Raw genomic sequence first — 14,202 nt, 5'->3', positions numbered from 1 at the left:
ACTTTAGAGCCTTCTGCTGTAACTTCTACGCTTTCCCCCTGGTAAGCCTGGGCAAACTGTCTGGGCGTCATCTCTTGGTCGTCTGCTCCAATGAAAAGCGTCTCGTCAACCAGCCCATATAAATTTTTTAAGCCCTGTGCCACTGCAGTGGATAAGAAAAGCGTATGGCGGGTCCAATTGAAGCTTTGACAGCATGCCGTAGTAAACGTCCGGTTCGGAAGGACCGGCATTTGCAATGGGGACAGCGATAAAAAGAAAGAGGACAGAAAAGATCATAAAGAGCTTAATTATCTTCATGGTATCCACCTCCTCCAGTAAGAGGGCACCATGACGCCGCTTGGGTATGCAGAATCCCAGCTTGCAACCTCGGGCGGAACGTCAAAGGCCAATAATCCACTCTGGATACTCAACCCCTTCGCCCAATTCCTCTGGAAGTTCAGCATCAACCTGTGGATAATCCGTGACGCCTGCGTAAACGCGCCCTTCGGAAATAACTATGCCCGAGACCTTGACGCCCTCCAGCTCCACGTATTTTTTACCTCCAGACCAGGCACCTTTGCCGGTAGTGGCGTTTAAGACGTAAATTCGGCTTGTTCCAACGCTGCAGGGATCCTTGCGATGGTATATAGGTGGAAAAGAAGATGTGGCCGTTGTAGTAAACCGGGGGTGTCGTAGCACCTTCTCCTTTGGGTATCTCCGTATACCACCCTTTGGCGCTTGTGCTGACACTTTTTACATCTTCAGGGTCCAATTTCATAAGCTCGTTCATTTTCATAAGCTTGTTCTCTTCACTTGCACCCGAAGAAATGTTGGCAGCTACCATGTAGTCGGCCTTTTTTTCGGGATCGTCCTTCATCAGATTTTCATAATCACCGGTGAGGATGAAAATCCACTTATTGCGGTCAATATAAGCAGTATCCAGTATGTAGGAGGGTCCTACGGAGCCCTCTAAATCGAAGACCGGCTCCAACAACCAGTCACTAGGGGTCGAACTCGTCAAATTTCCTTCGTATATGATGCCGTTATCGTCTCCGATGTAAAAATACTTGGCCAGGCGGGTAGAACCGGTCCAGATTATTGCAGCAGGTGTGATCATTTGCTTCATAGAACCCTCTTTTTCAAAGCACCCTGAGCAATTTGCCATTTTCTACGTTTATGACGTAAACGCTTGCAATGGAAAAGCCCTCGTTGATGCGCATCTGGGAGCCGTTTCCCATGATTGCCACCCACGTATTTGGCAGTGTTCCATTCGGGACCGGTACATAACCAATTGCGGGCGTGCTCTGGGTAAAGCGCAGGCTTTTGTAGTTCAAGTCGCTTGAATCTTCTATATTCTCGCGTTGAGTATTCGTGCGTGTAACGGCATCACCGCTTCTCGCCCAATAGGAAACAAAGAAATTTTTATCTGCGCTCGGAAGCACTTCGTCTCCCTTGCGATTGTATATGGCGTTTTCCACAGCCCACATAAACTCAGGTTTATCGGGGTCGGTGACGTCCAGGGCATAAAGGCCCGGCCCGGCGTAGCCCAAAAGCCCAAGCAAGACAGTGTGGTAGTCGCCATCGCTAAGCAAGACGTCTTCTGCCGTCATCGTGCCGTCGAGCAGATACCGCGGGTTTGATTTTTCCTTATTCAACCACGTTACTGTCCCGTCTTGTGAAATGTCCTGCTTCATGCCCGCCATTCGCCCCTCTGCCAGCACGTTTGGAGGAATGAAGGCCCACTTTTCCTCTCCAGTGTCGGCGCTAAAGGCATGAAGCATTCCGTCGTTCGCCTGAACATAGACCAGCTTTTCCCTGTTGGCGTTGTCCGCCTTAAACTGCATGTAAAGCTCGTGAGGGTTGCTTCCCCTCGGGGGTCCTATTTCCGCTATACCGCTGTGGTATATGTCTCCGAGCTTGTATCTCTCAGATCTCTCAGATCCTGGGACTTCGTCCCACTCGTCGCTGCCCAGGACCCATTTTATGAACTTAGAAGCCTGATCTTGTTGGGTAAGCCCGAGCATCGGGGCCAAAGTCGAAGCATTGCCTTCCTTGAAGTCAAGCTTCCAATTTCCGTCCTTCCAGTTCACGGTAAAAACGTTTCGAGCGCTGTAGGGTTTGGCATTTAGCTTGTCTGCGGCATCCCATTCGTAAGATTCGGACATGGCTCCATTCGTATCGAGTGTATATTTATACAAATGGCCGGCCCATTGTCTTTCCACACGAGGCACGAAGTTAGGCACGTAAACCCCGCCTTCCTGGCCTCCTATGGGCGGGCTCACGAGTGGAGCGTTCCCGGTCGAATTGAAGCTCTGAATTTTCTTAAATATGTCCTTGAAGGCCTTCATGAGTTCCTCCACATTGGTGGCAAAATAGGCATAGCTTGGGTTCTTGTTCTCGGTTTCGTCGTTGTTTTCGATGCCGTCGTCTCCCATGTCGGCCATGCGGTTCAAAGTCTTCGCTAAGCTCGAAACACTGTGCCTCGGGGTCTATAAGACCAATTACCATGGTCTTGACCGGCTGGGCCTTGTGTTCCTTTCCTTTGCTGTCTTTAAAAACAGGCCAATCGTTTTTGTTGTATTCATTGTAAAGATCTTGTACAGCCTTTACAGGATCACCCCCTAAAGTATCCTCCCCATCTGTAAGCACAATCAGCCAGTTTTGCTGGCACCAGGCGTTTATGGCACTTATCTTCTTATCACTAGAATCATCACTAGAATCATCGAAGGGATTTTTAATATTTTTAAGAAGGAAAAAATCCTTGGTATCGCCATAATAAGGTGCATTATTGGTTTGAGACTTGTCCGCCCCGTAAATGGACGCTGCAAGCGGCGTGTCACCATGGGCACGCAGTTCGGGGTTATTCGAACTTTCAACACCATCTATCCACTGTGTTATCTCTTCTATACTTCCTGGCTCGTCAGTGGATCTAAAAAACCTTCTAAGCAAAGCTCTTTTCATACGATCTTTATCTCCAGTAGTGCTACCTTTCCAAGAAATAGCTTGTAATGTTCCATTTGAGGTAGGACTCCACCTGTACCATGAACCTGAAGTCACCGAAGGAACATTATTATATTCTTGTTGAAAGTACGTGGCCAACCCAATTCGCAATCCTGAAACCAGTCCGGGATCGTTTAAGATCTCCCACAGGACCAATTTTAATTTATACATGCGGCTGTCGTTCGGATAAAGGTATCGTCCATCGTCGTATTGATCAAAATATTGCATGCTTCATCCTGGTAAATCTGCGCCATCAATATATACAAGGTTAGGATGGTAGTTAAAGGGTTTAGTGGGATCGTTATTTGAACTATCCAAATCGCACCCGAAGTACCTGTAAACATTATTACCGTACTTATAAGGCTTACTGCCGTCCCCGTAAGTCGATATGTTCTTGTCGCTCCTAAACGTCATCGACCCGCTCGTGTCCAAAAGAAGAAGGACGTTTGGCTGGACGGATTGAGCATAACCCTCAGGCAGAGGTTTATTGCAGCTGGGCAGGACCGGCGGCTCGGCAGCAGCTTGAGGCAAAATCCCAAGTTGGCCGGCGACAATGACGGCAAAGGCCACCGCCACCAGTACAAAGGCGCGTTTTAAAACACCAATATTTGATAAAAACTTTTTCATGGGTTACACCCCCGTTTGCGGTTTCTAAAACCGCATGGCGACCGCCTGTTCGGCGGTGCTCGTCCTGTCTTTGTAAGTGGCGGTGCATCGTATGAGATAAACGCCTATATCGCTGCCCGGTGCGCCCTCGCCCGTGGAACCTCCGCCCCTGCCAACGACTGCGTAGCTTGGCCTTACTACAGAGCTTCCCTCTTCAAGCTGGGGACGAATGGCAGGAGGAAAGCCCTTTTTGTAATCGTCCATCAGATCGGGATGCGGCTCGTAGGCCAGGTCGTAAACCACAACGTGCAATTTGATCCCGTCTTCGGTGGTAATATCAAAAACCCCTTTGTCGGTCGAGCTGACCCTTGCAATGAGAGCCTCGTAAGTGTATGTAGCGCCGTCAGGCTTGTCCGCAGACGAAAGCATGCCGTCGCCGTCTATATCCGTCCAGCGCGGGATATGTCCCAGCTTCATGTTCTTATAAATCCACCCCTTGCCTTCCTCGATGCCGCTCACGGCGGCGTTGTAAAGGCGGGTGCCGGTCACGGTCTGCTTGGCGCTGGAATAGTAATTTTCCGTTATATAAAAGGCCGCCGCCACGAGAGCACCTCCAACGAGCACTATCACCAACACCAGAGGCAGTGCTATGGCCTTTCTTTTTTTTCTCATCAGTTCCTCACCCTCCAGGAGGCTGACATGGCAACGAGCCTGTAATGCCTGTCCTCGCTTGTAACCGTGCCCGTAAGCGGCCAGCCCGGCACATCGCCCGAGGTGACCTCTCCGGGAAACTTGCGGTTTCCCCGCACTAACAAATGGACCGTCAAAACATTGCTATCGTCATCGAAGGAAAAAAGCACCTGAGATACGCCTTCGGATACGGGCTGTGCAGGACTTCGCGTCACGTCCTCCACATAAAAGTGCGGTGACGTACCGCCAGGAGATTCGACGTAGGCGCATAAAGCCCGCACGTACTGAAGCTCGGCAAAAAAGGGAATGAGGTCAACACGCGACGACTTTACGGCCAGCGTTGGCGGGTCAGCTGTATTATTAATGCCAGTTACTGCAAAAGGAGTCTGACACCCCGAAAATGTCACCCAGCCGTCGGTCCTCCTGCCGGTCGAAGTCTGTGCTATCCAGCCCGACGGACAAGCCTCCGACAATTTCAGGACGGCCTCGCTATTGGCGGCTACGTTGTGCTCGTCTTCCAGTACACCTATATTTGAGCTCAGGGAGTAAACTATACCGATGCGCCTGTAGTAATCCGTCCCGGTGACGAGGTCAGCAGGGTACATGGGCGTGTTCCATCCGCTGATGGCATTCCTCAAGGACGTGATCAGGTTGATGTCCGTGCCCACGACGAAGACCTTCTCAAAGTCGGACGTCTTGTTTGGCATGGAAAGCCCTGCCTGGAGGACGGCCGTCTCCAGGCGGGACAACACCATCTCGCCTCGCTGGCGGGCCGCAGTAAGGTCTGAAGACTGCTCGAAGTGCTTTGTGAAGGCAAAAAACAGCCCTGTCGCCGCAATGGACACTATGGACAAAATGACCACGGCAATGAGTACTTCAACGAGCGTAAAGCCCTGACGCGGTTTAAGTTGACGTCTTATAAGCACCGGCGCTCACCTGCCTTGTGACTTCAAGCTTACTGCGTCCGCCGCCCCATGTGACGGTAACCGCCACTTCCCTTTGCTGGTCTACTACGTCTCCGACGGTCCAATCTATTTTGTAACCGCCGGTCGTTTGAGACCCGCCCGATAGTTCACTGAGTTTTTTTGCCTCAAGCTCGTCCAGCTTTTGAACGGCAAGCAGCGCGGCCTGCTCCCTGGCGGCCGAGGCCATATAGAGCCTGCTCGTGGCCGCGGGGACAGCCGCCATGGGTATCAGCGCCACAACCAACAGCATCAGCGCCACCAAAGCTTCTATCAGGGAGAAACCGCGCCGCTTCATGTCAGGCCACCCGGGTTATTGGATGAGTATGTAAACTACTTTTTCTGCATCGGCACCCGTGAAAAATCCCGGGTCGCCCTCAGTCATATCGATAGCTGTATTTTTATACAGACCAGCGGTTTGAGCTTGTTTCGCCAAACTAGATTTCACACCGCTCCTCACTGCATCGTATGTGCCTGTTTTAGCGTCTAAATCGTATCCCAAATACCAGGCATCCTGCGTTACATCTTCTGTAATTGTCTCTTCTTCTACAATCTTCTCTATCTCACTTATCTTTACGGTTCCCACTACAAATTTAAAACGATGCTTACCTTCTATCAATGGTCTATCCAGAAATTTATTAATAGGAGCCGGGTTTGCTTCAAGTCCTTCCCAAGTTTCCCCCGAAAAACCTTCAGGACTTTCTGCCAACAGCATCACAGCTGCGGCTTTTACGTTCCTAAGGTCGCTTATTATCTTCGACGCCTCCGCAGAATCCCTGCTTGCGCCCGCCACCAGCATCATCGCTCCCGCCAGTATGCCTATGATGATGATAACGATCAGCAACTCAACCAGCGTGAAGCCCCTTCTTGCGCCCTTCCTTTGAAGCCTTTTTTTCATCTCACCAACCACTTTTACCATCCTCCTTTAAATCCTGCTTGCATTTCAAGCTCTTGCCCTCTTAAACTCCTGTGAAAGATAAATCCGCCCACGTGTCCTGAGACCACCTCCTTTTAAAAGACAAAGACCGGCCCGCAAAGTCTTCCTAAGAAACTTTGGGGGCCGGTCGCGCCACTCGCCCCCCTTCTTTCGGCGCCCGAATTTTAAGAGAAAGAAGGGGTCTAAAGCTTCCCCGTGATGCCTTATTGAATTTTTAGTTGGCTTGATTTTATCACCTCACGCTCCCGCAAGCAAGCCCTGAATCGAACCAATTATGGGCATGAATACGGCAAAGACGACGAGGGCCACCACCCCGCCCACGAAGACTATGAGCACGGGTTCAAGTATGGAAGTAAGCCTCTTGATCTTTTCGTCCAGCTCAAATTCGAACCAGTCGGCCACTTTATCCACCATCTCTTCAAGCCTGCCCGTTTGCTCGCCTATTGTGATCATGTGAGACGCCAGCGGGGGGATCACCATGATCTTTTTTGCCGTCTCGCCCAGGGAAGCTCCCCTTTTTGCCTGATCTGACATTTGAATGAAGGCGTCTTCGATGACGGAGTTTCCCGAGACGTCTGCCGTCATCTCAAGGGCAGAAAGTATGGGAACGCCGGCCTGGACAAGGGCGGCAAAGGTCCTGAATGTCCTGGCAAGGACCGATTTTTTCGATATGTCGCCGAACAAGGGAAGTTTCAGCTTCAAGGCATCGAGCCTTTTCTTTGTCCCCTTGTTTTTTGACAGGGCATAAATTCCTAAAATTAACAATAAGACCAGCCCTAGGGGCAAATACCAGTGGTGGCTCAACCACACGGAAACCGTGAACAAAAGCCTCGTCACCAGGGGAAGCTCTACGCCTATGTCGGTGAACACGTCGGCAAAGCGGGGCATTATCACCGTCACCAAAAGAAACACCACGAGCAGGGCAAAGCTCATGACCACGGCGGGGTAGGTCGAAGCTGACACGATCTTTTTCCTCAGTTCGTCCTCCCGTTCGAGGAAGGTTGCAAGACGGTCCAGGCTCGATTCCAAGACTCCTCCCTCTTCTCCTGCCCTGGTTATGGCCACCATGAGCTTTGAAAATTCCTTCTTCGTCGCCATGGCGGCACTCAATGATGTGCCTCTGTCAACCATGGTCTTTATTTCCCTTATGGCCCCGGCAAAGCGCTTGTTTTCCGTCTGTTCGGCAAGCATGTCCAGGGCACTGCCCAAGATGATGCCAGCCTCGAGCATCGTGGCCAGCTGTCTGAAGAAAACGGCCTTGTCCTTGAGCTTTATGGTCGAGTAAGTTTCCAGCCTTTCCTTCAGGGACTTAGCGGCGCGCTCCTTTGCCTCCTCAACTTCTATGGGATAAAGAGACCTTTCCCTGAGCCATTGAAGGACCTGGGCGTTGGATTGCGCCTGCTGACTGCCGTAAACTATCCTGCCGTCGCTTGACCTTGCCTTGTAGCGATAAAGCATTTACCGCTCACCTCCTCCCCATGACGCCTTCGCCCGCAAAGGCGGACGTGCCCTCGCCGAAGACCATCCTGTCCAGGTCCTTGATGTCGAAGGCATAAGAGGCGGCCAGTTCGTAGGGCAGTTTGCCCTCCTTTACCAAGCGGGCCAAATCCTGGTCCATGGTGTGCATGCCCTGGTCCAGCCCGGTTTGGATGATGCTTTTCAATCCGTGGATTTTTCGCTCCCTTATGCAGTTTCGCACGGCCGGCACGGCCCACATGAGCTCCGTGGCGACCATCCTGCCTCCGCCGGGAAGGGGTATGAGCTGCTGTGAACATATGCCTATCAGGACGTTTGCAAGCTGGAGCTTGACCTGGTCCTGCTGATGGGGAGGAAAGACGTCCAAGATCCGATCGATGCTTTGAGGAGCGTCGGGCGTATGAAGCGTCGCCAAAACCAGGTGTCCCGTTTCGGCCGCAGTGAGAGCGGCGCGCACCGTCTCCAAATCCCTCATCTCGCCTATCATTATCACGTCGGGGTCCTGACGAAGCACTCTCTTTAGGGCCTCGGCAAAGCTCGTGGTGTCGATGCCTATCTCGCGCTGGTGTATTATCGACCTGTCCGAGTGAAACAAATACTCTATGGGGTCTTCGATGGTCACGATGTGGCAACTTCTCGATATATTAATTTCCTGTATTATGGCGGCCAGGGTCGTTGACTTGCCGTGGCCCGTGGGCCCCGTCACCAAAAAAAGGCCCTGACGTCTTCTTGCAACCTCGTGGAGCTGTTTTGGGAGGATGAGGTGTTCTATGAGGCGAATTGTCTTGGGAATGACCCTGAATGCCATGGCCATGTTGCCCCGCTCGAAGAAACAGTTACCCCTCAAACGAACGCTCATGCCCTCGCTTGAGATGGCATAATGCAAACTGAAGTCCAGCTCTTTTTTATTCAGGTAACTTTCAAATTGCTCTTCCGTGAGCAGGGTAGTTATTACGTCCCTCACGTCCCCCGGATCAAGGGGGGGATGTTTGAGGGGGTGCAGTTTTTCGTCCACGCGCAGGACTGGAGGAATGCCAACCGAGATGTGGATATCGCTGGCATTCTTTTTCACCGCCTCACCGAACAATTCCCTGAGACTGATTTCTAATGCCATAAGTTCCTCACCCCTCAGATATCAAAGCGTCACCGACAGGACTTCGTCGGCGCTGGTTATTCCCTCCGTCACCTTTTTGGCTCCCGAGACCCGAAGGGTCCTCATGCCCTGACTTATGGCCATGGTTCGAAGATCATCGGAAGTTGCTCCCGTCATCACGGCCCTTCTTAATTCCTCGGACATGGGCATGATCTCGAAAATTGCCGTCCTCCCCCTGTAGCCCGTCCCGCGGCATTCGTCGCAGCCTAGGGGCTTGTAAACCTTCGTAAAACCGTCCAGCCCAAGGCTTTCGGCCACGTCTAAGGGCAATTCGTAGGGCACCTTGCAGTGGGGACAAAGCTTTCTTACCAACCTCTGAGCCATCACGGCAACCACCGATGAAGACACCAGGAAGGGAGGTATCCCCATGTCGATCATCCTTACGATGGAACTTGGAGCGTCATTCGTATGAAGGGTTGACAAAACCAAATGCCCCGTGAGTGCTGCCCTGACGGCCAGCTGGGCCGTCTCGGTATCGCGCATCTCGCCCACCAGTATTATGTCGGGGTCCTGTCGCAAGATGGACCTCAAGACCGTGTCGAAGGTAAGCCCCGCCTTTTCGTTTATCTGCACCTGATTTACCCCGGCTATGGTGTACTCCACCGGGTCTTCTACAGTCGTTATGTTGACCTCGTAGGAGTTAAGGTTTTGAATGACGGAATAAAGAGTCGTCGATTTTCCGCTTCCCGTGGGACCCGTGACCAATATGATGCCGTAGGGAACTTCTATGATTTTATCCAGGACCACTCTCTCGTCAGAGTCCAGTCCGAGCTTCTCTAAGCCCACCATGGCTGTGGCCTGGTCGAGCAAGCGCATGACCAGCTTCTCGCCGTAAATGGCGGGCAAACTCGAGACCCTTATGTCTATGCGCCTGCCGGCCACGCGAAGGAGTATCCTGCCGTCCTGGGGGTGGCGCTTTTCGGCGATGTCCATGCCTGACATTATCTTTATTCGCGATGACACGGGGGGATGAAGGTGCTTTGGGAAGGTGAGCATGTCAAATAAGACGCCGTCGATCCTGTATCTGACTCGCGTCTCGTTCTCGAAGGGCTCAACGTGCACGTCCGAGGCGCTGTTATCGACGGCTTGTCCCAATATGGTGTTTACGAGCTTGACGACGGGAGCGTCGTCTATGGAGACGGCCTCTTCCCCCTTCGATAAGTCGAACTCCCCTCTTTCTTCCACTACCTCAACCAGCGCTTCGTCTATGCTCGACCTTAAGGCGTAAAGAGTCTCTATGGCGCGTTTGATGTCGGAAAGGGTGGCTATGACGACGTCCACATCCATACCTGTTATCATTCTGATCTCATCAAGGGCTAAAATATTGAAGGGATCGGAGACGGCAACGGTCAGCTTATTTGCGTTTTCATCAATCGAAAGGGGCACGACCTCGAGCCTTCTGGCCATACTTTCGGGGATGGCGTCTATGGCCTCCTCCATGGGACGAAACATGGACAAGGACACGAAGGGCAGATTTGTCTGCTTTGATATGGCTTCGGCCAAGTCCTTCTCCGTAACCCACCCGTTTTTGACCAGGATTTCGCCAATGCGCAGGTTGGTCACGGTCTGCTCCTTTAGGGCCAAATCCAACTGTTCGGGCAGGATGTAACCCTGCTCGACGAGTATCTGGCCTATAAGCGGCTTTTTTTCATACTGTATTTCCCTCTTATTCATTCAAGACCCCCCAAAACGGTCGTTATCTAAATCGCATCAAATAAGCGATATTATGACAAGGCTTTGTTTTAAAGCTTCATCGTACATGAACAGCACTGCAAAACCTGACTACATAAAAGATTTATGTCTTACCTGCCTCTCATGCTCCGCCAAACCGGCATAATTTCTGATTGCTCGACGCTGTATAGTCCCAAAAAATAAAGCCCTTTGAGGTAACCATTACCTTCAAGGGGCCGGTCGCGCATTTCGCTCACCCTTCGCTCTTGCGCCCGTCTTAAAAATGCGAAAGGTTCATCGCTTCCCCGTTATCATATGTATTTTTCTACTTTATAGCACGATAGAGTTTTTTTGGCAATAGGTAAATGGGCAAAAAATTCAAAATAATGAAAATTTTTCTGCCTGAAAATTTAACTTAAGTTCGCCGGGAATACACACCTGTGTCGCCTGACGCACCACACCGGGACATGTGGTGATCCCCTCGGGGTCACGTGATGACCCACCCTGGGACACGTGGTGACCTAACCCGGGTCACCTGGTGACCCCATAACTATATCCAATATAACTAGATCCATATAACTAGATCCAGGGGAACTATATGTGTCCGCCACGTGTACTTTATCTGTGAACATTTTATTTTAATAAAACATAAAAGCGCCTGTTTCTCGGCCCGTCGAACTCGCAGAAAAATATACCTTGCCATGTGCCGAGCACGAGACGGCCTTCGTGAATGGGTATGATTTGCGAGACGCCAAGCAGGCTTGATTTTATGTGGGCATCGGAATTGCCCTCCCCGTGGGAATAATTGCCATCGCGGGGGACTAAGACTTTGAGCTGCCTCAGTATATCTTCTTTGACGCTTGGGTCGGCGTCTTCGTTTATCGTCACGGCCGCCGTGGTATGGGGGACGTAAACCACACAAAGGCCTTCTTTCAGGCCGGAAGACCTGACGTCCTCTTCTACAGTACGCGTTATGTCAACAAACTCCTCGCGGGCCTTCGTGCGCAATTCATGGCTTACAAGCATATACTACACCTCCCGCCAATAAGGTCGCAGAAGAGAAAGTTTACTTGAGATCAAAGACAATTTTTAAGGCTTCGTCGATTTTTAACAATACGTCTTCTTCAAGCTCCCCCCGTACCTTGACGAAGCGTTTGCCGTAATCCACGGGCCTTGTCTGCAGGCAATCGGCTACGGATTTTTTAGTCAGTCCGTTTTGGGAAGTTGGATTTATTTCGACATTTGTGATGATCCTGGCCTTTTTTTCGTTCCATGACGTTAGGGGCACCACCTGAACTACCGGTACGCGCTCGTTATAAACGTCGTTCGTAACGATTATGCAGGGTCTTATTTTTCCAGTTTCGGAACCTTTTGCGGGATCCAGGTCGATATCGATCACCATTCCCCGCTTTAGCGCGCTCATGCCGGCCACTCTGACGTATCCGCTTCTGTCCATTCGCGGGTTTCGATGTCCTCTTCGTAAATTTGGGCATAGAGCGACGCCGACTCCCGCAGCCGCTGTTCGGTCATTTCCGTCAAATATCGTTCCAGCGCAAAGCGCACCATTTCGCTTTTATCCCTGAAGCCCAGACGCTTAAACTGAGCAAGAAAATTTATGTGTGATTCGTCAAGACCAATTTTGACCTGTTTCATAATAACCCTCCTTTAAGCCCCAATTATAGGGACCAATAAATAGTACTATTATTATAGGGCCTAACAAGCAAAGGTCAAGCGGCCCGCTGAGCATGAGCTGCCTCATAATAGCGAAGGGATATTAACAATCATTCGTATCGCAGGGCCTCTATGGGATTTAAAAGCGACGCCTTGTAGGCCGGGTACAAACCGAAGACGATGCCCACCAGGGCGGAAAAACCGAAGGCCAACGCTATGGAACCGGGGAGCACGACCGTCTGCCACTCAAAGGCACCGGATAAGATGCGTGACAAAAGGGTGCCAAAAAGGACCCCGGCAAAACCGCCCGTCATGGAAAGCATGCCCGATTCGACCAAAAACTGAAGCATTATGTCCTTGGACGTCGCGCCAACGGCCATGCGTATGCCTATCTCCCTGGTGCGCTCGGTGACCGAGACGAGCATGACGTTCATTATGCCGATGCCGCCCACGAGCAGGGAGACCGAGGCTATGGAGCCCAAGAGCAGGGACATCACCTTAGTTGACTGTTGGGCCGCCTCCATGGCCTGGGCCATGTTTCTAACGGTAAAATCGTCGTCTTGAAAAGAAGTTATCTTATGTCGCTGCCTCAAAAGCAAAGTTACCTCTTCTTGCGCCACGGACATGAGGTCCTCGGACTTGACCTTGACCGTAATGGAGGAAACCATGTTGGGCCTGGGCATGCCAAAGAGCCTCTTTTGCGCCGTGGTGACGGGCACCATGACTATGTCGTCCTGATCCCTCCCCCAGCTTGATTCCCCCTTTGATTCCAATACACCTATCACCTGAAAGGGAATCTTTTTTATCCTGATTATCTCCCCAACCGGATCGGAATAGCCGAAGAGCTCACGCGCCACGGTAGAGCCCAATATGGCCACCTTGGTGGCACTTCTCATGTCCTGATCCGTAAAGGGACGTCCAGACGTCAACTTCCAATCGTTCACCACGAAAACGCCTACCGTCACGCCCGTAACTTGAGTGGACCAGTTTTGATTTCCGTAAACGATTTGAGCCGATCCGTTAAATTGTGCCAGGACCTCTTCAACCGATGGGCATTCCGCCTTTATGGCCTTGGCGTCATCTAAGGTCAAAGAAGGAACGCTTCCGGCGCCAATGCGGATGCCGCCGGAGGTCACCGTGCCGGGGCGTATGACGAGCAAATTGCTTCCCATGCTTGACATGACGCTTTTTATCTGCGCAGTGGCCCCAGCGCCCAAGGCAAGCATCGCTATCACGGCGCCCACGCCTATGACTATGCCGAGCATGGCAAGACCTGAGCGCATTTTATTGGAAATTATGGCCCTAAAGGACACTCGGCAGGTCTCCGTAAAAGATATCATCCCATCGTCACCTGCTCTTCGGCTTCTTCTTTGGGCGTGTCGCTTGAGATCATGCCGTCAAGGACCCTTACGATCCTCTTGCCGTACCGGGCAATGCCGCTGTCGTGGGTCACGAGCACTATGGTTATTCCCCGCTCGGAGTTTAGATACGTCAGCGTTTCCATGACTTGAACACCAGTCTTTGAATCAAGGTTTCCCGTGGGCTCGTCGGCCAAAAGAAGGGGAGCGTCGTTGACCAGGGCGCGGGCTATGGCAACTCTCTGCTGTTGTCCTCCTGACAGCTGATTGGGCCTGTGGTCGGCCCACTCAAGCAGTCCGACCAAATCCAAGGCCTGTTTGGCCTTGGCCCTTCGCTCGCCGGCAGGCAAGCCTGCGTAAAGCATGGGCAGTTCCACGTTTTCCAGGGCGCTCATCCTGGGAAGGAGGTTAAAGCCCTGGAATATAAAACCTATATTTTTGTTCCTCACGCGGGCAAGTTCGTCCCTGGTCATGCTGGTGATATCTTTGCCGTTTAAGATATATTTGCCGGAGGTGGGAACGTCTAAGGCGCCCAATATGTGCATGAGAGTCGACTTCCCCGATCCTGATGGTCCCATGATGATGACAAACTCTTCTTTTTCCACCGTGAAGGAGACGCCCTTTAAGGCTTCAAATTCCACGCCGTCCATCTTATAGACCTTTCGCACATTTTCCACTTCTATCAATGGCATTTTTTCG

The 14,202-nt window shown here is 51.6% G+C and carries 18 protein-coding genes; all 18 read right to left on the bottom strand.

Annotated features, from left to right (window positions below):
* Window positions 1-105: 105 nt before the first annotated feature.
* The 18 genes from AC5SXE_RS02865 to AC5SXE_RS02780 all read right to left on the bottom strand — a co-directional run bounded on the left by AC5SXE_RS02865 (window position 106) and on the right by AC5SXE_RS02780 (window position 14,195).
* Window positions 106-297 (bottom strand): hypothetical protein, encoded by a 192-nt coding sequence (locus tag AC5SXE_RS02865; protein ID WP_493916525.1) that lies wholly within the window; start codon window positions 295-297, stop codon window positions 106-108.
* Between the two features lie 81 nt (window positions 298-378).
* The gene (locus tag AC5SXE_RS02860) at window positions 379-528 is read right to left on the bottom strand and encodes a hypothetical protein (RefSeq protein ID WP_493916524.1); all 150 of its coding nucleotides are present in this window, start codon (window positions 526-528) and stop codon (window positions 379-381) included.
* Window positions 529-535: 7 nt separating this feature from the next.
* On the bottom strand, window positions 536-1,105 hold the full coding sequence (locus AC5SXE_RS02855; protein WP_493916523.1) for a hypothetical protein: 570 nt from the start codon (window positions 1,103-1,105) through the stop codon (window positions 536-538).
* Between the two features lie 13 nt (window positions 1,106-1,118).
* Entirely contained in the window at window positions 1,119-2,414 is a 1,296-nt protein-coding gene (locus AC5SXE_RS02850) for a pilus assembly protein (RefSeq protein WP_493916639.1), read from the bottom strand.
* Window positions 2,302-3,207 carry a hypothetical protein gene (locus tag AC5SXE_RS02845; protein ID WP_493916522.1) on the bottom strand — a complete coding sequence of 302 codons (906 nt, stop codon included), beginning with the start codon at window positions 3,205-3,207 and terminating at the stop codon, window positions 2,302-2,304. Before AC5SXE_RS02845 ends, AC5SXE_RS02850 begins: the two co-directional genes overlap by 113 nt.
* Before the next feature lie 3 nt (window positions 3,208-3,210).
* The gene (locus tag AC5SXE_RS02840; RefSeq protein ID WP_493916521.1) at window positions 3,211-3,606 is read right to left on the bottom strand and encodes a hypothetical protein; all 396 of its coding nucleotides are present in this window, start codon (window positions 3,604-3,606) and stop codon (window positions 3,211-3,213) included.
* Window positions 3,607-3,630: 24 nt separating this feature from the next.
* Window positions 3,631-4,257: a hypothetical protein gene (locus AC5SXE_RS02835; protein ID WP_493916520.1), complete on the bottom strand. Its 627-nt coding sequence runs from the start codon at window positions 4,255-4,257 to the stop codon at window positions 3,631-3,633.
* Window positions 4,257-5,201, bottom strand: coding sequence for a PilW family protein (locus AC5SXE_RS02830; RefSeq protein ID WP_493916519.1), 945 nt, complete (start codon window positions 5,199-5,201; stop codon window positions 4,257-4,259). Before AC5SXE_RS02830 ends, AC5SXE_RS02835 begins: the two co-directional genes overlap by 1 nt.
* Window positions 5,179-5,535 carry a type IV pilus modification PilV family protein gene (locus AC5SXE_RS02825; protein WP_493916518.1) on the bottom strand — a complete coding sequence of 119 codons (357 nt, stop codon included), beginning with the start codon at window positions 5,533-5,535 and terminating at the stop codon, window positions 5,179-5,181. Before AC5SXE_RS02825 ends, AC5SXE_RS02830 begins: the two co-directional genes overlap by 23 nt.
* A 15-nt stretch (window positions 5,536-5,550) precedes the next feature.
* On the bottom strand, window positions 5,551-6,147 hold the full coding sequence (locus AC5SXE_RS02820) for a prepilin-type N-terminal cleavage/methylation domain-containing protein (protein WP_493916517.1): 597 nt from the start codon (window positions 6,145-6,147) through the stop codon (window positions 5,551-5,553).
* Between the two features lie 264 nt (window positions 6,148-6,411).
* On the bottom strand, window positions 6,412-7,632 hold the full coding sequence (locus tag AC5SXE_RS02815; protein WP_493916516.1) for a type II secretion system F family protein: 1,221 nt from the start codon (window positions 7,630-7,632) through the stop codon (window positions 6,412-6,414).
* Between the two features lie 7 nt (window positions 7,633-7,639).
* Window positions 7,640-8,764 (bottom strand): type IV pilus twitching motility protein PilT, encoded by a 1,125-nt coding sequence (locus AC5SXE_RS02810; protein WP_493916515.1) that lies wholly within the window; start codon window positions 8,762-8,764, stop codon window positions 7,640-7,642.
* Window positions 8,765-8,785: 21 nt separating this feature from the next.
* Complete coding sequence (locus AC5SXE_RS02805; protein ID WP_493916514.1) at window positions 8,786-10,477, bottom strand: GspE/PulE family protein; 1,692 nt, start codon at window positions 10,475-10,477, stop codon at window positions 8,786-8,788.
* Window positions 10,478-11,107: 630 nt separating this feature from the next.
* Window positions 11,108-11,500: a secondary thiamine-phosphate synthase enzyme YjbQ gene (locus AC5SXE_RS02800; RefSeq protein WP_310848222.1), complete on the bottom strand. Its 393-nt coding sequence runs from the start codon at window positions 11,498-11,500 to the stop codon at window positions 11,108-11,110.
* Between the two features lie 40 nt (window positions 11,501-11,540).
* Window positions 11,541-11,930, bottom strand: coding sequence for a type II toxin-antitoxin system PemK/MazF family toxin (locus tag AC5SXE_RS02795; protein WP_332636573.1), 390 nt, complete (start codon window positions 11,928-11,930; stop codon window positions 11,541-11,543).
* Window positions 11,894-12,127, bottom strand: coding sequence for a hypothetical protein (locus tag AC5SXE_RS02790; RefSeq protein WP_493916513.1), 234 nt, complete (start codon window positions 12,125-12,127; stop codon window positions 11,894-11,896). The genes AC5SXE_RS02795 and AC5SXE_RS02790 overlap by 37 nt, the downstream gene beginning before the upstream one ends.
* A 128-nt stretch (window positions 12,128-12,255) precedes the next feature.
* On the bottom strand, window positions 12,256-13,485 hold the full coding sequence (locus AC5SXE_RS02785) for an ABC transporter permease (RefSeq protein WP_493916512.1): 1,230 nt from the start codon (window positions 13,483-13,485) through the stop codon (window positions 12,256-12,258).
* Window positions 13,482-14,195, bottom strand: a complete 714-nt coding sequence (locus AC5SXE_RS02780) for an ABC transporter ATP-binding protein (RefSeq protein ID WP_493916511.1) — start codon at window positions 14,193-14,195, stop codon at window positions 13,482-13,484. Before AC5SXE_RS02780 ends, AC5SXE_RS02785 begins: the two co-directional genes overlap by 4 nt.
* Window positions 14,196-14,202: the final 7 nt, after the last annotated feature.

The organism is Acetomicrobium sp., from assembly GCF_059026225.1.
Note: the sequence above shows the minus strand (reverse complement) of the source record. Positions and strands in the feature narration are given on the sequence as shown.